Genomic DNA, 17,823 nt, shown 5'->3' with positions numbered 1-17,823 from the left:
CCGCCCCGGCAGCAAGCTGCTCCCGAGATAGATAGTCCCGAACAAAACGATCTGATAGCGTCCTACCCGGTACTCGACGAACCGGGAGAACCGCCATGACCACGCACGCCCCGGCCGCGCCCACGCCGGCCTCCGCAGCCCCCGCCGCCGCCCGCTCCCGCACCCTCGCCCTCGCGGTGCTCTGCGCGGGAATGCTGATGATCGTCCTGGACGGCTCGATCGTCACCGTGGCGCTGCCCGCGATCCAGGGCGACCTGCACTTCTCGCCCGCCGGCCTCACCTGGACGGTCAACGCCTACCTGATCGCCTTCGGCGGCCTGCTCCTGCTGGCCGGCCGGCTCGGCGACCTGATCGGCCGCAGGCGGATGTTCGTCGCCGGGCTCACCCTCTTCACCGCCGCCTCGCTGCTCTGCGCCGTCGCCACCGGGCAGCAGGCGCTGATCGCCGCCCGCTTCCTCCAGGGCGTCGGCGGCGCGATGGCCTCCGCCGTCAGCCTCGGCATGATCGTCACGCTCTTCCCCGAGCCGGCCGAGCGCGGCCGGGCGATCGGCGCGTTCAGCTTCGTCGGCGCGGCCGGCGCCTCGATCGGCCAGGTCCTCGGCGGGGTGCTCACCCAGGCGCTCAACTGGCACTGGATCTTCCTGATCAACCTGCCGCTCGGCCTGGCCGCCGTCCTGCTCTCCCTGCGGCTGCTGGAGTCCGACCGCGGCCCCGGCCTGCGGGCCGGCGCCGACGTGCTCGGCGCCGTGCTGATCACCGCCGCCCTGATGCTCGGCATCTACACCATCGTCGGCACCGGCCAGCACGGCTGGACCTCGGCCCGCACCCTGGGCCTCGGCGCGCTCTCGCTCGCGCTGCTGGCCGGCTTCCTGCTCCGGCAGGCCCGGGCCGCCCAACCCCTGCTCCCGCTGCGGATGTTCCGCTCGCGCAACGTCTCCGGCGCCAACGCCGTGCAGGTGCTGACCATCTCCGGGATGTTCGGTTTCCAGATCATGGTCGCGCTCTACCTGCAGCAGGTCCTCGGCTACGGCGCCGCCGCCACCGGCCTGGCGATGCTGCCGGCGGCGGCCGCCATCGGCGCGGTGTCGCTGCTGCTCTCGGCCCGGCTGAGCGCCCGGTTCGGCGAGCGCGCCGTGCTGCTCGCGGGGCTCGCCATGCTGCTCGCCGCGCTCGCACTGCTGGTCCGGCTGCCCGCCGACGCCGACTACGTCGTCCACCTGCTGCCGACCATGCTGCTGATCGCGGGCGGCGGCCTGGTGCTGTCCACGCTCGCGGTCCTCGGCATGTCGGGCGCCGGACCGCAGGACGCGGGCACCGCCTCCGGCCTGTTCAACACCACCCAGCAGGTCGGCGGCGCGCTCGGGGTCGCCGTCCTCGGCACCCTCGCGAGCGGCCGCACCGCCGCCCTGACCGCGGCCGGGCACCCCGCCGCGGACGCCCTGGCCGGCGGCTTCCGCCTCGCCTTCGCGGTCGCCGCCGGACTCCTCGCGGTGGCCCTGCTGCTCGCCGCCACCGTCCTGCGGCCGACCGGGCGTCAGAACTGACGGTCCGCCAACCCGCCCTGCCCCGGCCCGCGTTCGAACAGCGTGCCGGGGCCGGGCGTCACGGCCAGACCAGGCAGTACAGCTGGTGCCCGGCCTCGTGCAGCCGGTTGGCGAAGTCCTGCCACTCGTGCAGCATGCTGTAGATCACGAACGCGTCCCGCGGTCCGCGCCGGTCCGGCACGGTGGACCAGATGAAGGCGGCGGCGCCGAGCTCCGTCTCGTCGGCCTTGCGCAACGGCTCGACGACGTTGTGGGGCAGCTGGACGACGGCGTAGTCGGGGTGCAGCACGACCAGCTCCAGCGGCGGCACCTGGTGCAGCGGCACGCCCTGGATGCCGGTGAGCACCATGGCGCTCATCGTCTCCGGCTTGATCTTGGTGGAGAGGTGGCCGGTGGGGGAGCCGCTGGTCTCCATCAGGTCGCCGAGCCGCCCCAGCGAGCCCAGCTCGCCGGCCTCCAGGCCGAGTCCGCCCGGGCCGAGGGCGGTGGGAACTCTGGCGGCGGTCGCGCGGTCCGGGGCCCCGAAGTACTTGTAGGTCACCCCCACGCGTCCCTCACCCCGCCTCTCACCGCCGCGACGACCACGACCCGTACCCGCTCCCGTACCCCCGCGTGCGGTTTCGGCGGGCCTGCGGGAGCCCCCCGCAGCCTCGTCGTAGCCGTCCTGCGCCTCGGACACTCGGACCATCCTCACCGGAATTCGCCGGAATCGACAGACCCCCGCACATCCGGCGCCCACCGGACGTGCTCCTTACCCGTCATGCGCCGCCGTACCCACTCGCGGTACGCGGCAGTCCTCTCCACACCCCTGCACACAAACCGGAACGCCCGTGCACTCTGTGTACACAGTCTGACTGGTCCCCGGTCCGGTGCAGTCAGCGGCCCCTGCTGTACGGACAACCGTACAGACAACGGTGCCCGGATCATCGTTCCAGATGATCGGGTCGGACATGCAGAGCGTGAGGACACGATTTGAGACCATGTCTTTTGTGAGCTACCCCTACGAAGCCCCCCAGTCCCAGTCGCTGTTCGACCGCGCCTCCGTGGTGACGCCCGGCGGCGTCAACTCCCCGGTGCGCGCCTTCCGCGCGGTCGGCGGCACGCCGCGCTTCATGGTGTCCGGCACCGGCCCCTACCTGACCGACGCCGACGGCCGCGAGTACGTCGACCTGGTGTGCTCGTGGGGTCCGATGATCCTCGGCCACGCGCACCCCGCGGTGATCGACGCCGTCCAGCAGGCCGTCTCCAAGGGCACCTCCTTCGGCACCCCCGGCCAGGGCGAGGTCGAGCTGGCCGAGGAGATCGTCGGCCGGGTCGCCCCGGTCGAGCAGGTCCGCCTGGTCTCCTCCGGCACCGAGGCCACCATGTCCGCGATCCGGCTGGCCCGCGGCTTCACCGGCCGGGCGAAGGTGGTCAAGTTCGCCGGCTGCTACCACGGTCACGTGGACGCGCTGCTGGCCGCCGCCGGTTCCGGCGTGGCCACCTTCGGCCTGCCGGACACCCCGGGCGTCACCGGCGCCCAGGCCGGCGACACCATCGTGCTGCCGTACAACGACCTGGCCGCCGTCGAGCAGGCCTTCGCCGCCCACCCGGGCGAGATCGCCTGCGTGATCACCGAGGCCTCGCCCGGCAACATGGGCGTCGTCCCGCCGCTGCCCGGCTTCAACGGAGGCCTGGCCCGGCTCTGCCGGGAGAACGGCGCGCTGTTCATCTCCGACGAGGTGATGACCGGCTTCCGCGTCTCCAGGGCCGGCTGGTACGGCCTGGAGGCGGCGAACGAGGGCTGGGCGCCGGACCTGCTGACCTTCGGCAAGGTCATGGGCGGCGGCTTCCCGGCCGCGGCCTTCGGCGGCCGCGCCGACGTGATGGCGCACCTGGCCCCGGCCGGCCCGGTCTACCAGGCGGGCACCCTGTCCGGGAACCCGATCGCCACCGCGGCCGGCCTGGCCCAGCTGCGCGGCTGCACCGACGAGGTGTACGCGACGGTGGACAAGGTCGCCGCCGAGGTCTCCGGCCTGGTCACCGACGCGCTCGCCAAGGAGGGCGTGGCCCACCGGCTGCAGACCGCCGGGAACATGTTCTCGGTGTTCTTCACCGAGGCCCCGGTCACCGACTACGACGAGGCCAGGACCCAGGAGGCGTACCGTTTCACCGCCTTCTTCCACGCGATGCTGGCCGCGGGCGTCTACCTGCCGCCGTCCGCCTTCGAGTCCTGGTTCGTCTCGGCGGCCCACGACGAGCGGGCGGTCGAGCGGATCGCCGCCGCCCTGCCGGCCGCCGCGCGCGCCGCTGCCGCCGCCACGGCCTGACCCGTCGCGGCCCGAACCCGATTCCCAGGAGTAGTCGAGAAGTGAGCGCCAAAGAGATCACCGTCGTCCACGTGATGCGGCACGGCGAGGTGCACAACCCGGAGGGCGTCCTGTACGGGCGCCTGCCGGACTACCACCTGTCCGAGCTGGGCCGGAAGATGGCCGAGCGGGTCGCCGAGGACCTGGCCGGCCGGGACATCACCCACGTGGTGGCCTCCCCGCTGGAGCGGGCCCAGGAGACCGCCGCGCCGATCGCCGAGGCGCACGGCCTGGACGTCGCGGCGGACGGGCGGCTGATCGAGGCGGAGAACGTCTTCGAGGGCAAGACCTTCGGGGTCGGCGACGGTTCGCTGCGGAACCCGGGCTACTGGAAGTACCTCACCAACCCGTTCAAGCCCTCGTGGGGCGAGCCGTACCTCGACCAGGCGGTGCGGATGATGGGTGCGCTCGGCGCGGCCCGGGACGCCGCGCGCGGGCACGAGGCGGTTTGCGTCAGCCACCAGCTGCCGATCTGGACCCTGCGCTCCTTCGTGGAGCGCCGCCGGCTCTGGCACGACCCGCGCAACCGGCAGTGCTCGCTGGCCTCGCTGACCAGCTTCACCTTCGAGGGCGACCGGATCGTCTCGGTCGGCTACCGCGAGCCGGCCCGCGACCTGCTGCCCGCGCACCTGGTGGGCAAGGGCCGCAAGGGCGACAAGCCGGTGGGCAAGAGCTTCGGCGCCTAGCCTCCGCACCTTCGCCGCCCCGCCTCCGTAAGCGGCGTGTAAGTATGACTTCGGGTCACCTGGCAGATGCCGGGTGACCCGATTTCGTCGCAGGTCAGAGGGGGTGCGACGCGCAAGGCAGGACCCCGGCGAACCGGCCCGGAACTCCATGCGAAACTTTTCACATGTCTGCCATGACGCGCCCCCGTCCCCGTGTCGCCGCAGCAGCCGCCGCCACCGTCGCCGCCGCTGCGCTCGCCCTCACCGGCTGCTCCTCCTCGGGCTCGTCGGGCGGCGGCGAGGGCCAGGTCGGCTTCGTCACGGTCAAGGGCACCAACCTGTCGAAGGCGGAGGCCGGCAAGCGCGGGGACGCGCCGGACATCTCCGGCGAGACGCTGGAGGGCACCGCGGCCAAGCTCTCCGACTACCGGGGCAAGGTCGTCGTGCTGAACGTCTGGGGCTCCTGGTGCGGCCCGTGCCGGGCCGAGGCCAAGAGCCTCCAGAACGTCTCGGAGAAGTACAAGGACCAGGGCGTCCAGTTCCTCGGCATCAACACCCGGGACACCGAGAAGCAGAACGCCGTCCGCTTCGAGCAGGAGCAGGGCGTCACCTACCCGAGCCTCTTCGACCCCGCCGGCACCCAGCTGCTCAAGTTCCCCAAGGGCAGCCTCAACCCGCAGTCCATCCCGACCACCCTGATCGTCGACCGGGACGGCAAGCTGGCCGCCCGCGCCGTCGGCGGCACCACCGAGGACGCGCTGGAGTCGATCCTCCAGCCGGTGGTCGCGGAGCAGAAGCAGTGAGTCTGCCGCCCCTGCACCTCGCCGACGCCACCTCGACCGTCCAGAGCGGCGCGCTGCTGGCCGCCGCCCCGGTCGCGCTGGTGGCGGGGCTGGCGTCGTTCTTCTCGCCGTGCGTGCTGCCGCTGGTCCCCGGCTACCTGTCGTACGTGACCGGCTTCTCCGCCGCCGACCTCGCGGACGCCCGCGGTTCGCGGCGCGGCCGGATGCTGCTCGGCGTGGTGCTGTTCATCCTCGGCTTCACCGCGGTGTTCGTCTCCACCGGCGCCCTGTTCGGCTACTTCGGCCAAGAGCTCCAGGACTACAAGCGGATCATCAGCATCGTGCTGGGCTCGCTCACCGTGGTGATGGGCCTGGCGTTCATGGGCCTGGTGCCCGGGCTGAGCATGCGCGAGGTCCGCTCGCACCGCCGCCCGGCGGTCGGCCTGCTGGGCGCCCCGATGCTCGGGGTGGTGTTCGGCGTCGGCTGGACCCCGTGCATGGGCCCGACCCTGACCGCCGTGCAGAACCTGGCCCTCAACCAGGCCGACGCCCAGCGTGGCGCGCTGCTGACCACCTTCTACTGCCTGGGCCTCGGCGTACCGTTCATCCTGGCCGCGGTGGCCTTCCGCCGGGCGCTGGGCGCCTTCGGCTGGGTCAAGCGGCACTACCCGCTCGTCATGAGGATCGGCGGCGGCATGCTCGTCGCGGTCGGTCTGCTGCTCGTCACCGGGATCTGGGACTCGATGATGAGCCAGCTGCAGTCCTGGACCGCCGACTTCCAGATCGGAATCTGACCGTGAGCAACACCACGACCGAGACCGAGCAGCCGCCGGCGCCGGACGACAGTGCCGCCGAGCGGCTCAGCACCGCCCCGGTCGAGTCCGAAGGCCCGACCGGCATAGGGCCGTTCGGCTGGGCCCGCTGGATGTGGCGCCAGCTGACCTCGATGCGGGTCGCCCTGATCCTGCTGTTCCTGCTGTCGCTGGCCGCCATCCCCGGCTCGCTGATCCCGCAGAACGGGCAGAACCAGTTCAAGGTGCAGACCTGGAAGGCGCAGCACACCACGGTCGCGCCGATCTACGAGAAGCTCCAGCTGTTCGACGTCTACAGCTCGGTCTGGTTCTCCGCGATCTACATCCTGCTGTTCGTCTCGCTGGCCGGCTGCATCGTCCCGCGCACCTGGCAGTTCGTCGGCGTGCTGCGCTCCCGGCCGCCGGCCGCGCCGCGCAACCTGACCCGGATGCCGGTGCACGCGGTCTGGCGCACCGAGGCGGACGCCGACGAGGTGAACGCCGCCGCGCACCGGCTGCTGCGCAAGCGCGGCTTCCGCGCCCACCTGTCCGGCGGCGCGGTCGCGGCCGAGAAGGGCTACCTGCGCGAGGTCGGCAACCTGCTGTTCCACCTGTCGCTGTTCGCGCTGCTCGGCGGCTTCGCCTGGTCCAGCCTGGCCGCCGGCACCGGCGGCAAGCTGATGATCGAGGGCGAGGCCTACTCCAACACCATCACCCAGCTCGACGACTTCACCGGCACCCGGTTCTACGGCAGCCAGGACCTCGACCCCTTCTACCTGAAGCTGGACGGCTTCACCTCGAAGTTCCAGGAGAAGGGCGACCAGATCGGCGCCGCCCGGCAGTTCACCGCGCACGTCCAGTACTCCGAGGGCGGCGACCCGTCCGCGCTGAAGAAGTCGACGATCGAGGTGAACCACCCGCTGGAGGTCGGCGGCAGCAAGGTCTACCTGATCGGCCACGGCTACGCCCCGGTGATCACCCTCAAGAACGGCAAGGGCGACGTCGTCTACCAGGGCGCCGTCCCGTTCCTGCCGCAGGACGGCAACCTGACCTCCACCGGCGTGGTGAAGGCCTCCGACTACGGCGTGGGTCCCGACGGCAACAAGACCCAGATGGGCTTCTCCGGGTTCTTCCTGCCGACCGCCCCGCTGAGCTTCGAGGGCACCGGCCCGGTCTCGCTGTTCCCCGGTGACGCCGCCCCCGAACTGGTGCTGAACGCCTTCGCGGGCGACCTGGGCACCGACTCCGGCCTGCCGCAGAACGTCTACCAGCTCAACACCCGCAAGCTCACCCAGCTGACCCAGGACGGCCAGCCGGCCAAGGCCAGGCTCAAGCCGGGTCAGGGCTGGACCCTCCCCGACGGCTACGGCTCCATCACCTTCGACGGCTACAAGCAGTGGGCCAGCTTCAACATCACGCACCGCCCGGGCAATGAGATCGCCCTGGTCGGCGGCGTGCTGGCGATCCTCGGTCTGATCGGCTCGCTGTTCATCCAGCGCCGCCGGATCTGGGTGCGGGCGGTCGCCCTGCCGGGCGGCGGCACCCAGGTCGAGCTGGCCGGTCTGGCCCGCAGCGAGTCGGCGAAGATCGCCGAGGAGCTGGCGGAGCTCGCGGTCGACCTCCAGGACGACGCCCCGGCCTCCGAGGACGACTCCCCGGCCTCCGAGGACGGTGCCGGGGAAGCCGGCACCGCGTCCGACGCGACACCCCACGACCCCGAGGCCGAGGCCTCAGCCCCCGCAGTCCCTGCCGACCAGAACTCCAAGGAGTAGACGGTGCAACTCGCCTCGGCGGTCGACCCACAGCTGGCCGACCTCTCCAACAAGCTGATCTATTCGGCGATGGTGGTCTACACGCTCGCCATGTTCGCCCACATGATCGAGTGGACCTTCGGCAGCAAGGGCGCCGTCGCCGTCCGCTCGAAGGTCCAGGCCGGCACCCTCGGCGAGCGCGTCGCCACGGCCGAGAAGAAGGCCAGGAAGGTCACCGTCACCGTGGCGGGGGCCGGCGGCGGCACCACCACGCTCACCCGCACCGCGGTCGCGGGCGAGGGCGCGACGGTGGTCACCAGCGGGCGCGGCGTCGAGGAGGAGGACGGCCCGGGCGCGGCCGGCACCAACGAGCGGGCCGACCTGGCCGGCCGGATCGCCGTCTCGCTCACCGTGCTCGGCGCGGCGCTGCACGCGGGCGGGATCGTCGCCCGCGGCCTCTCGGTCTCGCGCTGGCCGTGGGGCAACATGTACGAGTTCTCCTGCGCCTTCGCCTTCGCCATGACGGCGGCGTACCTGGTGCTGCTGGCCGCGAAGAAGAACGTCCGCTGGCTCGGCCTGCCGGTCGTCCTCGCGGGGCTGCTGACCCTCGGCATCGCCACCACGGTGCTGTACACCGACTCCGAGCAGCTCGTCCCGGCGCTGCACTCGCCGTGGCTGGCGATCCACGTGTCCACCGCGATCTTCTGCGGCGGCGCCTTCTACGCGGCGTTCATCGCGACGCTGCTGTACCTCGGCAAGGACTCCTTCGACAAGCGCATGGCGGCCGGCCTGACCACCGGTCCGCTGGGCACCTCGGCCTCGATCTGGCGCCGGCTGCCCGCCGCGTCGACCTTCGACAAGCTGTCCTACCGGATCAACGCCCTGGTCTTCCCGCTGTGGACCTTCACCATCATCGCGGGCGCGATCTGGGCCGAGGCGGCCTGGGGCAAGTACTGGGAGTGGGACCCGAAGGAGACCTGGTCGTTCATCACCTGGGTCGCCTACGCCTGCTACCTGCACGCCCGCGCGACGGCCGGCTGGAAGGGCCGCAAGGCCGCCTACCTGGCGCTGGCGGCGTTCGCCTGCTGGCTCTTCAACTACTACGGCGTGAACATCTTCGTCACCGGAAAGCACTCCTACGCGGGGATCTGACCGGGGCACACGATGACCCACCGGCCCGGCTCTCTCCCACAGGTAGCCGGGCCGATGTGCAGGGGTAGTGCGTGCCGGCCGCCGGTCGGTGCGAGAGGGAATTGAGGAGGAAATCGCGCAATGGAGTGCGACGAGGTCATGCTGACCGTCCGAATCACCGCCGCCGAGCGCATGCTGCTCCGCAGGCTCGCCCAGGGACACCGGAGCGACGTGTCCGAGGTGGTGTCCGACGCGCTGCTGGACATCATCCCCACGCTCAGCGCACCGGGGGACGCCTACCGGCTGCTGGGGGCGCTGGCCATGCCCGCGCCGTGCGCCCTGACGGTCTGGCTGCCGACCGCGCTGGCCGACCTGCTGGTGCCGGGCGCGGCCCGGATCGCGCAGATCACCGACGTCCGGGTCGAGTCGGCCAGTGCCGCCCTGGGCGCGGCGCTGCGGCTGTGGCTGGCCCAGGACCCGGTCCGGCTGGCGACCAATCTCAGCGTGATGCACGCGGGCCGGCCGGCCGCACTGGCGGCCGCCTGACGGGGACGAGCCGCCCGTCGGGGGATCAGCTCGCCAGCGGCAGCCGGGTGCCGCCGAGGCCCGGCGCGGCGGGGCGGCCCTCGTAGGCCTCCCGCCGGGCCGGCACCCTCGGGCCCTCGGCCGGCCCGTCCAGGGGCGCGGTGAGCAGCAGGCACTCGGCGGCCGGCCGGCCGTCCTGGAGCAGCTGGACCCGTACCGCCAGCCGGCCGTCCGCCGCGGCCGGCCCGGCGGTCGGTTCGGGGACCGCCCGGACGAAGCAGGGCCGGTCCAGCTCGATGTAGCGGTCGAAGGAGGTCACCAGCTCGACCGGCACCACCGGTTCGGGGTGGCGCAGCCGCTGGGCGGCCTGCCGGGCGGCCTCCAGCACCAGCATGCCGGGCACGTGGTCCAGCTCGTGGTCGAACAGCACCGGGTGGGTGGCGTCGGCCCGCAGCAGCCAGGTGTCCGGGGCCAGGGTCGGGCCGAGCACCACGTCGGCGGGCTGCGCGCGGCCGACCAGCTCGGGCGCGGCGGGCGCCGGCAGGAGCGGCGGGGCGGTGCGCCTCGCGGGCCCGCGCAGCCGGGCGTACGAGGCGGGGGAGAGCACCCGCAGTCGGCCGCTGCCGTGGCCGATCGGCCGGCCGTCCCGGGTGACGTCGACGCGGACCCGTAGGGAGACCAGTTCGCCGTGCCGCATCCGGACGTCCTCGCAGCCGACGGTCAGCATCAGCGAGGCGGGGCCGGCGGTGACGGCCAGGCCCGGCAGTCCGGGTTCGTGGAGCGCGTAGGAGAGGTCCTCCATCACGAAGTGGTGGCCGCGCGGCACCCCGAACCCGGCGTGGCCGATCAGCAGTCCGGTCTGCCGGATCGTTTCGGCGAGCAGCACCGGGTCGTGGTAGCGGTCCCCGGGCAGCCGGTAGAAGCCGTGCAGCCGGGGCCACTGGGCGCCGAGCAGGAAGTCGTACGGGCCGGTGGCCTGCCAGCCGGTGAGGAACACCTCGGACACCGAGGCGCGGTGCACCAGGTGCCGGGAGACGGTCCGGTCGTGGAAGTCGTAGCCGGTCGCGGGGCCGTCGTGGAAGTCGAAGCCGCCACCGCTGCCCGGGCCGGGGCGGGCGTTCGGGCCGTGCGGGTCCGGCTCTACGATCGATGGCATGACGGGCCCCCGCTTCAGGGTGTCGGTCGGAGCGGCCGCCACGGCCGTCCGAGCAAAACATACATACCACCCGGTTTGTGTTTTGCGACTGGGGGTGCCCGGGCCGCATTCTCCGGCCCGATCACGCTACCTGCCCCGTGGGCTGGGGGAATACCCGTTGAGGGGGTCCCGGACCATCGATGGGGGTCCGTCCCCGCTGGACGGCGGGGGCGAAGCAGGCGCTAGATTAGATACCAACCATGCGGTTTCGGAGGGTGCCGTCCGCATGCGAGCGCCGCCTCCGCAGGGGCCGCGCCGACAGCAGCCGGGTGGGGCGGGGATCGCGCCCGGCCGAGTCCGGAGGGGGCCAGTGGTCAAGCAGGAACGGGCTGGGCGGACCCGGCAGGCCGTACTGCTCGCCGCCGCGGAGACCTTCGCGCGCGTGGGCTTCGAGGCCGCCAGCCTGGTCGACATCAGCCGGCGGGCCGGGGTGAGCAAGGGGGCCCTCTACTTCCACTTCGTGTCCAAGCAGGCCCTCGCCGACGGGGTGCGCTGCGCCTCCGGACGGGAGGTCGGCTCCGCCGCGCTGCGCGCGCTGCGGGCCGACGGCCCGGCGCTCCAGGGCCTGATCGACTTCACGCACGAGCTGGCCCGGATGCTGCGCGAGGACGTGGTGGTGCGGGCCGGCGTCCGGCTCGGCCGGCCGGGGCCGCGCCGGGACGGTGCCCAGGAGGGGCCGGAGGGCCGGCCCGTTCCGGTGGCCCCCGACGTCGCCTGGCGCAGCCTCACCGCCGTCGTGCACCGGCTGCTGGACCGTGCCGCCGAGGCTGGCGAGCTGAGCCCCGGGGTGGACCGGCGGGCCGCCGCCGAACTGCTCACCGCGGTGGCGGCCGGCCAGGTGCTGCTCGCGGGCGAGGAGACCGGCCGGCCCGGGCCGGAGGCCGTGAGCAGGCTCTGGACGGCGGCGCTGCCGGCCCTGGTGGCGGCGGAGCGGCGGGTGGGCTACCGGGTCTGATCCGGCCGCCGTGGCCGCCCGGCCCCGGCGGCCCGGTCGCGCCCGGTCGAGCCCGGCGGCTCAGGCGCGCTCGGCGACGCTCAGCCGGGCGAGCGCGTGCGGCTGGACCAGGCCGGGCAGCAGCAGCGTCCAGAGGTCGGACAGCCGCTGGACCAGGTCCTGCCGGTCGGCCAGCACCTGGGAGCTCAGCTGGATGCCGGTGACGGCCCCGGTGATCACCCCGGCGGCCGCGGTCAGGTCGACGCCCGGGTGGAGGTCGCCGGCCTCCCGGGCGTGCTCCAGCAGTTCGCGGACCGTGTCCATCCAGCCCTGGTAGGCCGCGAGCTGCGGCTGGGTGAAGCTGCCGTGCTCGATCGTCAGCCGGATGCTGCCGCGCACCAGCGGGTCGGTCTGGAGCGCGCGGGCGAAGGCGTAGCCGAGGTCGATCAGGTTCTGCACCGGGCTGTCCGAGGCCGGTGTCCAGCCGGAGATGAAGACGCCCTGTCCCTCGATGACGGCGAGCGCCAGCTCCTCCTTGGAGTGGAAGTGGAAGTACAGCGCGCCCTTGGTGACGCCGGCCCGGTCCAGGATCTCGGACATCGTGGCGGCGGCGTAGCCCCGCTCGTCGAACACCTCGGCCGCGGCGACGAGTACCGCCTGGCGGGTCGCCAGTGCGCGGGCCTGCCTGGCCATCGCAGCCTCCCTGGAGTGTTCTGGTCTCGGCAGCGGCCGATCCTATGGGGGCGGACGGGGCGGCGGACGCATACCGTCCAGTAGGCATCCTACCGAGCCCTCCGCGGGCCCTTCCGGCCCCGGGCGACCGGGCGGGGGCCGCTCCGGCGCGGCCCCGGGGCAATGCCGGACGGCCGGTCACCCGGGCGGGGTGACCGGCCGTCGGCTCGGGCCGTGGGCCGTCAGGCGGCCTGCTGCCAGCTGAACGGCGAGTAGTACGCCGGGCGGCGCTCCAGGCGCTGCCAGTTGGCGATCGGCTCGATCGGTGCGGCGGCGGCGGCCTGCTGCGCGGCGGCGGCGCGCGCGGCGAGGACGGCGGTCAGGGCGGCGAGTTCCTCGTCGGTGAGACTGCCGCGGACGATGCGGACGAGGGGTTCGGCGGAAGCGGTCATGTCCTGGTTTCTCCCCCGGTGGCTGCGGTCTGAGGTGGGTGCCCGGTGCGTACGGGCGGTTGCTGCGGGGCGCGTGCGGTGCGCACGCGCGGCGGAGCGCGCCGCTACATCGGCGGGTTGCCGTGCTTGCGGCTGGGCAGGTCGGCGTGCTTGGTGCGGAGCATGGCCAGGGCGGAAGAGATCACCTGGCGGGTCTCGGCCGGGTCGATGACGTCGTCCACGAGGCCGCGCTCGGCCGCGTAGTACGGGTGCATCAGCTCGTTCTTGTATTCCTTGATCTTCTGGGCGCGCATGGCGTCCGGGTCCTCGGCGGCGTTGATCTCGCGCCGGAAGATGACGTTGGCCGCGCCCTCGGCGCCCATGACGGCGATCTCGTTGGTGGGCCAGGCGTAGGACAGGTCGGCGCCGATGGAGCGGGAGTCCATGACGATGTAGGCGCCGCCGTAGGCCTTGCGCAGGATCAGCGAGATGCGCGGCACGGTGGCGTTGCAGTACGCGTACAGCAGCTTGGCGCCGTGCCGGATGATGCCGCCGTGCTCCTGGTCGACGCCGGGCAGGAAGCCGGGGACGTCGAGCAGGGTGACCAGCGGGATGTTGAAGGCGTCGCACATCTGGACGAAGCGGGCGGCCTTCTCGCTCGCGTTGATGTCCAGCACGCCGGCCAGCGACTGCGGCTGGTTGGCGATGATGCCGACGACGTGGCCGTCGATCCGGGCGAGCACGCAGAGCACGTTGGTGGCCCAGCGCTCGTGGACCTCCAGGTACTCGCCGTGGTCGACGATCTCCTCGATGACCTTGCGCATGTCGTACGGGCGGTTGCCGTCGGCGGGCACCAGGTCCAGCAGGCTGTCGTTGCGCCGCTCGACCGGGTCCTCGCTCATCACGGACGGCGGCATCTCGCGGTTGTTCTGCGGCAGCAGCGACAGGAGGTAGCGGACCTCCTCGATGCAGGACTGCTCGTCGTCGTAGATGAAGTGGGCGACACCGGAGACGCCGGCGTGCACGTCCGCACCGCCGAGGCCGTTCTGGGTGATCTTCTCGCCGGTCACCGCCTGGACCACGTCCGGGCCGGTGATGAACATCTGCGAGGTCTCGCGGACCATGAAGACGAAGTCGGTCAGCGCGGGGGAGTACGCGGCGCCGCCGGCGCACGGGCCGAGCATCACCGAGATCTGCGGGATGACGCCGGAGGCCTTGGTGTTGCGCTGGAAGATGCCGCCGTAGCCGGCCAGGGCGGTGACGCCCTCCTGGATGCGGGCGCCGGCGCCGTCGTTCAGCGAGACCAGCGGGGCGCCGGCCGCGATGGCCATGTCCATGATCTTGTGGATCTTCTGCGCGTGGGCCTCGCCCAGCGCGCCGCCGAAGATCCGGAAGTCGTGCGCGTAGGTGAAGACGGTGCGCCCGTGCACGGTGCCCCAGCCGACGATCACGCCGTCGGTGTGCGGCTTCTTGGCCTCCAGGCCGAAGCCCTGGGCGCGGTGCCGGCGCAGCGGCTCGACCTCCTGGAAGGAGCCCTCGTCCAGCAGCAGCTCGATGCGCTCGCGAGCGGTCAGCTTGCCCTTGGCGTGCTGGGCCTCGGTGGCCTTGTCGCTGGGGCCGCGGCGGACCTTCTCGCGCAGCTCGTGCAGCTCGGCGACCCGCCCGCGGGCGTCGGCCGGGACCTCGGGGACCTCGCCGTCGACCGGCGCCTCATGCACAACCGTCATCTCGAACCACTCCAAGGGTGAGGGAACTGTCCGACAGCCAACGTCTGCTGTGCCCCCGGCTGCGAATCACTTTCTTCACTTATGACTGTACGAGGGGCCGCGCGCTGGTTTCGGCGTCGATTCCGTACAAGGTCGGGTTCGTTTAGCTGTCAGGCCTGTACAGAAGCTGTCGGTTCGGTCACTGAGCGCTCGGTGTTCGGTTGGATACCGGGGGTTGTCGGACAGATGATGGTCCGATGATCTGAGCATGAAGAAAGGCGCAGGTCAGGGCCGTCTTCCAGTAATGTAAGCCGGCCCTCTTGGGCCCCGCTCAAGGTCCGCTCAAGCCCGGCGGGCAGGGGGGCGCCATCCGGGTTAGGGGTTGCGCAGTCGTAGGGAAGCGCCAAAAATGCCGCAGCCCACCCCGCGCGGTGGGGGTGGGCTGTCCGAGCGAGCGGGCGGACCTGCGCCGATCAGCCCTTGCGGCCGTCCTCGGGCTCGTCGCCGTCGCGCAGCTCGCGCTCGCGGCGGCGCAGGTCGGCCTCCCACTGCTTGAGCATGTCCTCGTGGTCTTTGTTGCTCTTCTTCAACGAGGCGAGGAACTCGGGGTCGTCGTCCGGAGCCAGCGGGCGCCCGCCGCGCGGGGCGGGACGGCCCGGGCGGTCGTCTGCCGGGTAGCCCGGCCCGGCCCCGGCGGGCGCGGTCCGCAGGAAGCCGCGCTGCTTGCCGGCGATCAGCCAGGCGATCGGGCCCAGTGGCGGGAAGAGCAGCACGATCAGCACCCAGACCACCTTGGGCAGGTGTTTCACCTCGTCCTCGGGCGTGGTCAGGCAGTCCACGAACGCCCAGACCCAGAGCGCGAGCGGAAGGACGATGGTCAGAAGAATCCTCGGCACGGCTGGGATCTCCCCCCGGGCGACGACAGCGGCGGGCGCCTTCCAGGGGCCCTTGACCGGGCCAGGCTATCGGGTGGCGGATACTGACAGGCATGGCATACGACGATCTCCGCTCGTTTCTCCGGGCCCTCGACCGCGAGGGCGACCTCAAGCGCATCAAGGCGGAGGTGGACCCGCACCTGGAGATCGGCGAGATCGTCGACCGGGTGCAGAAGGCCAAGGGCCCGGCCCTGCTCTTCGAGAACGTCAAGGGCTCGTCGATGCCGCTGGCGATGAACGTCTTCGGCACCGAGCGGCGACTGGCCAAGGCGCTCGGCCTCAAGGGCCCGGACGACATCTCCGAGAAGATCGCCGGCCTGCTCAAGCCCGAGCTGCCGCAGGGCTTCACCGGCTTCCGGGACGCCTTCGGCAAGCTCGCCTCGATGGCGCACGTCCCGCCCCGGCACGTGAAGTCCGGTGACGCCCCGGTGCAGGAGGTCGTGCTCACCGGCGACGACGTCGACCTGGACGCGCTGCCCGCCCTGTTCACCTGGCCGCTGGACGGCGGGTCCTTCTTCAACCTGGGCCTGACCCACACCAAGGACCCGGACAGCGGCATCCGCAACCTGGGCCTCTACCGGCTCCAGCGGCACGACCGCCGCACCATCGGCATGCACTGGCAGATCCACAAGGACAGCCGCAACCACTACGCGGTGGCGGCCAAGCGGGGCGAGCGCCTCCCGGTCGCGATCGCCTTCGGCTGCCCGCCGGCCGTCACCTACGCGGCCACCGCGCCGCTTCCCGGGGACATCGACGAGTACCTCTTCGCGGGCTTCATCGCCGGGGAGCGGGTCCGGATGGTCGACTGCAAGACGGTGCCGCTCCAGGTCCCGGCCGACGCCGAGGTGGTCGTGGAGGGCTGGCTGGAGCCCGGCGAGATGCTGCCCGAGGGCCCGTTCGGCGACCACACCGGCTTCTACACCCCGCAGGAGCCGTTCCCGGCGCTGAAGATCGACTGCGTGACGATGCGCCGCCGCCCGATCCTCCAGTCCATCGTGGTCGGCCGCCCGCCGACGGAGGACGGCCCGCTGGGCAAGTTCACCGAGCGGTTCTTCCTGCCGCTGCTGAAGATCATCATCCCGGACATCGTCGACTACGACCTGCCCGAGGCCGGCGGCTTCCACAACTGCGTGATCGTCTCGATCGACAAGAAGTACCCCAAGCACGCCCAGAAGACGATGCACGCGATCTGGGGCGCGCACATGATGTCGCTGACCAAGCTGATCATCGTGGTGGACTCCGACTGCGACGTGCACGACTACCAGGAAGTCGCCTGGCGGGCCTTCGGCAACGTCGACTACAGCCGCGACCTCACCGTGGTCGAAGGCCCGGTCGACCACCTGGACCACGCCTCGTACCAGCAGTTCTGGGGTGGCAAGGCCGGCATCGACGCGACCCGAAAGCTGCCCGAGGAGGGCTACACCCGCGACGGCGGCTGGCCGGAGATGGTCTCCTCGGACCCGGCCACGGCCGAGCTGGTGTCGCGCCGCTGGAAGGAGTACGGACTGTGAGCACGGCCGCCGCCGAGACCCCCGGGCGCACCAAGGCGTTCCTGCGCCTGGTGGCGTTCGAGCACTCGGTCTTCGCGCTCCCGTTCGCGTACATCGCCGCGCTGACGGCCATGTTCCTCGCCGACGGGCGGGTGCACTGGGGCGAACTGTTCGTCGTCACGGTCTGCATGGTCGGGCTGCGGACCTTCGCCATGGCGGCGAACCGGATCATCGACCGCGAGATCGACGCCCGGAACCCGCGCACCGCCACGCGCGAACTCGTCACCGGCGCGGTGTCGTTGAAGACCGCGTACGTCGGCTCGGCCGTCGCGCTGGTGGTCTTCCTCGGCGCGGCCGCGATGCTCAACCCGCTCTGCCTGGCGCTCGCGCCGATCGCCGTGGTGCCGATGGTGGTCTACCCGTACGGCAAGCGGTTCACGAACTTCCCGCAGGCGATCCTCGGCCTGGCCCAGGCGATGGGGCCGGTCGGCGCCTGGCTGGCGGTGACGGGCAGTTGGTCCTGGGACGCGGTCGTCCTCGGTGTGGCGGTCGGCATCTGGATCGGCGGCTTCGACCTGATCTACGCCTGCCAGGACGTCGAGTCCGACCGCGAGAACGGGGTCCGCTCGGTGCCCGCGCGCTACGGCGTCCCGGCGGCCATCCGCGGCGCGCGGGTGTGCCACCTCCTGACCACCCTCCTGCTGGGCTGGTTCGGGTTCCTGACGGACGCCGGCGTGGCCTTCTGGCTCGGCCTCGTGGTCGTCGCGGGCGCGTTCGTCTACGAGCACACCATCGTGAAGCCGAACGACCTGTCCAAGCTCAACCGGGCGTTCTTCCAGACCAACAGCTTCGTGGGGATCTCGCTGTTCTTCTTCGCCCTGGTGGACCTGGCCGTCCGCGGCCTCGGGATCTGACACCCGGGC

17 protein-coding genes are annotated in these 17,823 nt (G+C 72.1%); 11 read left to right on the top strand and 6 right to left on the bottom strand.

Annotated elements, in window-relative coordinates:
* Positions 1 to 95 precede the first annotated feature (95 nt).
* Positions 96 to 1,544 carry a DHA2 family efflux MFS transporter permease subunit gene (locus ACFWJ4_RS11475; RefSeq protein ID WP_380542120.1) on the top strand — a complete coding sequence of 483 codons (1,449 nt, stop codon included), beginning with the start codon at positions 96 to 98 and terminating at the stop codon, positions 1,542 to 1,544.
* A 58-nt stretch (positions 1,545 to 1,602) separates the two neighbouring features.
* Here ACFWJ4_RS11475 and ACFWJ4_RS11470 read toward each other — a convergent pair whose 3' ends face one another.
* The gene (locus tag ACFWJ4_RS11470; RefSeq protein ID WP_380542117.1) at positions 1,603 to 2,085 is read right to left on the bottom strand and encodes a hypothetical protein; all 483 of its coding nucleotides are present in this window, start codon (positions 2,083 to 2,085) and stop codon (positions 1,603 to 1,605) included.
* Between the two features lie 439 nt (positions 2,086 to 2,524).
* Here ACFWJ4_RS11470 and hemL point away from each other — a divergent pair, with 439 nt between their 5' ends.
* The 7 genes from hemL to ACFWJ4_RS11435 all read left to right on the top strand — a co-directional run bounded on the left by hemL (position 2,525) and on the right by ACFWJ4_RS11435 (position 9,558).
* Positions 2,525 to 3,853 (top strand): glutamate-1-semialdehyde 2,1-aminomutase, encoded by a 1,329-nt coding sequence (hemL, locus tag ACFWJ4_RS11465; protein ID WP_380542114.1) that lies wholly within the window; start codon positions 2,525 to 2,527, stop codon positions 3,851 to 3,853.
* Positions 3,854 to 3,927: 74 nt separating this feature from the next.
* Positions 3,928 to 4,578 (top strand): histidine phosphatase family protein, encoded by a 651-nt coding sequence (locus ACFWJ4_RS11460; protein ID WP_359902904.1) that lies wholly within the window; start codon positions 3,928 to 3,930, stop codon positions 4,576 to 4,578.
* Between the two features lie 164 nt (positions 4,579 to 4,742).
* Positions 4,743 to 5,360, top strand: a complete 618-nt coding sequence (locus ACFWJ4_RS11455) for a TlpA disulfide reductase family protein (RefSeq protein ID WP_359902808.1) — start codon at positions 4,743 to 4,745, stop codon at positions 5,358 to 5,360.
* A gap of 2 nt (positions 5,361 to 5,362) precedes the next feature.
* A complete protein-coding gene (locus tag ACFWJ4_RS11450) occupies positions 5,363 to 6,133 on the top strand; it encodes a cytochrome c biogenesis protein CcdA (RefSeq protein ID WP_359902907.1) in 771 nt (256 codons plus the stop codon).
* 2 nt (positions 6,134 to 6,135) lie between these two features.
* A complete protein-coding gene (locus tag ACFWJ4_RS11445; protein WP_380542111.1) occupies positions 6,136 to 7,902 on the top strand; it encodes a cytochrome c biogenesis protein ResB in 1,767 nt (588 codons plus the stop codon).
* A 3-nt stretch (positions 7,903 to 7,905) separates the two neighbouring features.
* Positions 7,906 to 9,033, top strand: coding sequence for a c-type cytochrome biogenesis protein CcsB (gene ccsB / locus ACFWJ4_RS11440; RefSeq protein ID WP_380542108.1), 1,128 nt, complete (start codon positions 7,906 to 7,908; stop codon positions 9,031 to 9,033).
* Between the two features lie 138 nt (positions 9,034 to 9,171).
* On the top strand, positions 9,172 to 9,558 hold the full coding sequence (locus tag ACFWJ4_RS11435; protein WP_380542105.1) for a hypothetical protein: 387 nt from the start codon (positions 9,172 to 9,174) through the stop codon (positions 9,556 to 9,558).
* Between the two features lie 25 nt (positions 9,559 to 9,583).
* On the opposite strand, the gene ACFWJ4_RS11430 is transcribed toward ACFWJ4_RS11435, so the two are convergent.
* Entirely contained in the window at positions 9,584 to 10,693 is a 1,110-nt protein-coding gene (locus ACFWJ4_RS11430) for a ScbA/BarX family gamma-butyrolactone biosynthesis protein (protein ID WP_380542102.1), read from the bottom strand.
* 349 nt (positions 10,694 to 11,042) lie between these two features.
* Here ACFWJ4_RS11430 and ACFWJ4_RS11425 point away from each other — a divergent pair, with 349 nt between their 5' ends.
* A complete protein-coding gene (locus ACFWJ4_RS11425; protein WP_380542099.1) occupies positions 11,043 to 11,687 on the top strand; it encodes a ScbR family autoregulator-binding transcription factor in 645 nt (214 codons plus the stop codon).
* 60 nt (positions 11,688 to 11,747) lie between these two features.
* Here the strand turns inward: ACFWJ4_RS11425 and ACFWJ4_RS11420 are convergent, their stop codons facing one another.
* From ACFWJ4_RS11420 to ACFWJ4_RS11405, 4 genes are all read right to left on the bottom strand, one after another.
* Positions 11,748 to 12,359, bottom strand: coding sequence for a ScbR family autoregulator-binding transcription factor (locus tag ACFWJ4_RS11420; RefSeq protein WP_380542096.1), 612 nt, complete (start codon positions 12,357 to 12,359; stop codon positions 11,748 to 11,750).
* Between the two features lie 221 nt (positions 12,360 to 12,580).
* A complete protein-coding gene (locus tag ACFWJ4_RS11415) occupies positions 12,581 to 12,790 on the bottom strand; it encodes an acyl-CoA carboxylase epsilon subunit (protein ID WP_359902827.1) in 210 nt (69 codons plus the stop codon).
* A 104-nt stretch (positions 12,791 to 12,894) separates the two neighbouring features.
* The gene (locus ACFWJ4_RS11410) at positions 12,895 to 14,496 is read right to left on the bottom strand and encodes an acyl-CoA carboxylase subunit beta (RefSeq protein ID WP_359902830.1); all 1,602 of its coding nucleotides are present in this window, start codon (positions 14,494 to 14,496) and stop codon (positions 12,895 to 12,897) included.
* A 452-nt stretch (positions 14,497 to 14,948) separates the two neighbouring features.
* Complete coding sequence (locus tag ACFWJ4_RS11405; RefSeq protein ID WP_380351296.1) at positions 14,949 to 15,371, bottom strand: PLD nuclease N-terminal domain-containing protein; 423 nt, start codon at positions 15,369 to 15,371, stop codon at positions 14,949 to 14,951.
* 92 nt (positions 15,372 to 15,463) lie between these two features.
* On the opposite strand from ACFWJ4_RS11405, the gene ACFWJ4_RS11400 reads away from it, so the two are divergent.
* Together ACFWJ4_RS11400 and mqnP are read left to right on the top strand one after the other, a co-directional pair.
* The gene (locus tag ACFWJ4_RS11400; RefSeq protein ID WP_359902835.1) at positions 15,464 to 16,921 is read left to right on the top strand and encodes a menaquinone biosynthesis decarboxylase; all 1,458 of its coding nucleotides are present in this window, start codon (positions 15,464 to 15,466) and stop codon (positions 16,919 to 16,921) included.
* Positions 16,918 to 17,814: a menaquinone biosynthesis prenyltransferase MqnP gene (gene mqnP, locus ACFWJ4_RS11395; RefSeq protein ID WP_359902838.1), complete on the top strand. Its 897-nt coding sequence runs from the start codon at positions 16,918 to 16,920 to the stop codon at positions 17,812 to 17,814. Before ACFWJ4_RS11400 ends, mqnP begins: the two co-directional genes overlap by 4 nt.
* The last annotated feature ends 9 nt before the right edge of the window (positions 17,815 to 17,823 follow it).

This window comes from Kitasatospora sp. NPDC127067 (assembly GCF_042724755.1).
Classification (GTDB): domain Bacteria; phylum Actinomycetota; class Actinomycetes; order Streptomycetales; family Streptomycetaceae; genus Kitasatospora; species Kitasatospora lactacystinica.
The sequence above is the reverse complement of the archived record's forward strand: the minus strand, read 5'-3'. Positions and strand labels throughout refer to the sequence as shown.

Excerpts from the sequence above, each read along its gene's own strand:
- ACFWJ4_RS11400 (WP_359902835.1), top strand. The coding sequence starts at position 15,464 with ATGGCATACGACGATCTCCGCTCGTTTCTCCGGGCCCTCGACCGCGAG.
- ACFWJ4_RS11415 (WP_359902827.1), bottom strand. The coding sequence starts at position 12,790 with ATGACCGCTTCCGCCGAACCCCTCGTCCGCATCGTCCGCGGCAGTCTC.
- ACFWJ4_RS11460 (WP_359902904.1), top strand. The coding sequence starts at position 3,928 with ATGCGGCACGGCGAGGTGCACAACCCGGAGGGCGTCCTGTACGGGCGC.
- ACFWJ4_RS11420 (WP_380542096.1), bottom strand. The coding sequence starts at position 12,359 with ATGGCCAGGCAGGCCCGCGCACTGGCGACCCGCCAGGCGGTACTCGTC.
- ACFWJ4_RS11455 (WP_359902808.1), top strand. The coding sequence starts at position 4,743 with ATGTCTGCCATGACGCGCCCCCGTCCCCGTGTCGCCGCAGCAGCCGCC.
- ACFWJ4_RS11435 (WP_380542105.1), top strand. The coding sequence starts at position 9,172 with ATGCTGACCGTCCGAATCACCGCCGCCGAGCGCATGCTGCTCCGCAGG.
- ACFWJ4_RS11475 (WP_380542120.1), top strand. The coding sequence starts at position 96 with ATGACCACGCACGCCCCGGCCGCGCCCACGCCGGCCTCCGCAGCCCCC.
- hemL (WP_380542114.1), top strand. The coding sequence starts at position 2,525 with ATGTCTTTTGTGAGCTACCCCTACGAAGCCCCCCAGTCCCAGTCGCTG.
- ACFWJ4_RS11410 (WP_359902830.1), bottom strand. The coding sequence starts at position 14,496 with ATGACGGTTGTGCATGAGGCGCCGGTCGACGGCGAGGTCCCCGAGGTC.
- ACFWJ4_RS11430 (WP_380542102.1), bottom strand. The coding sequence starts at position 10,693 with ATGCCATCGATCGTAGAGCCGGACCCGCACGGCCCGAACGCCCGCCCC.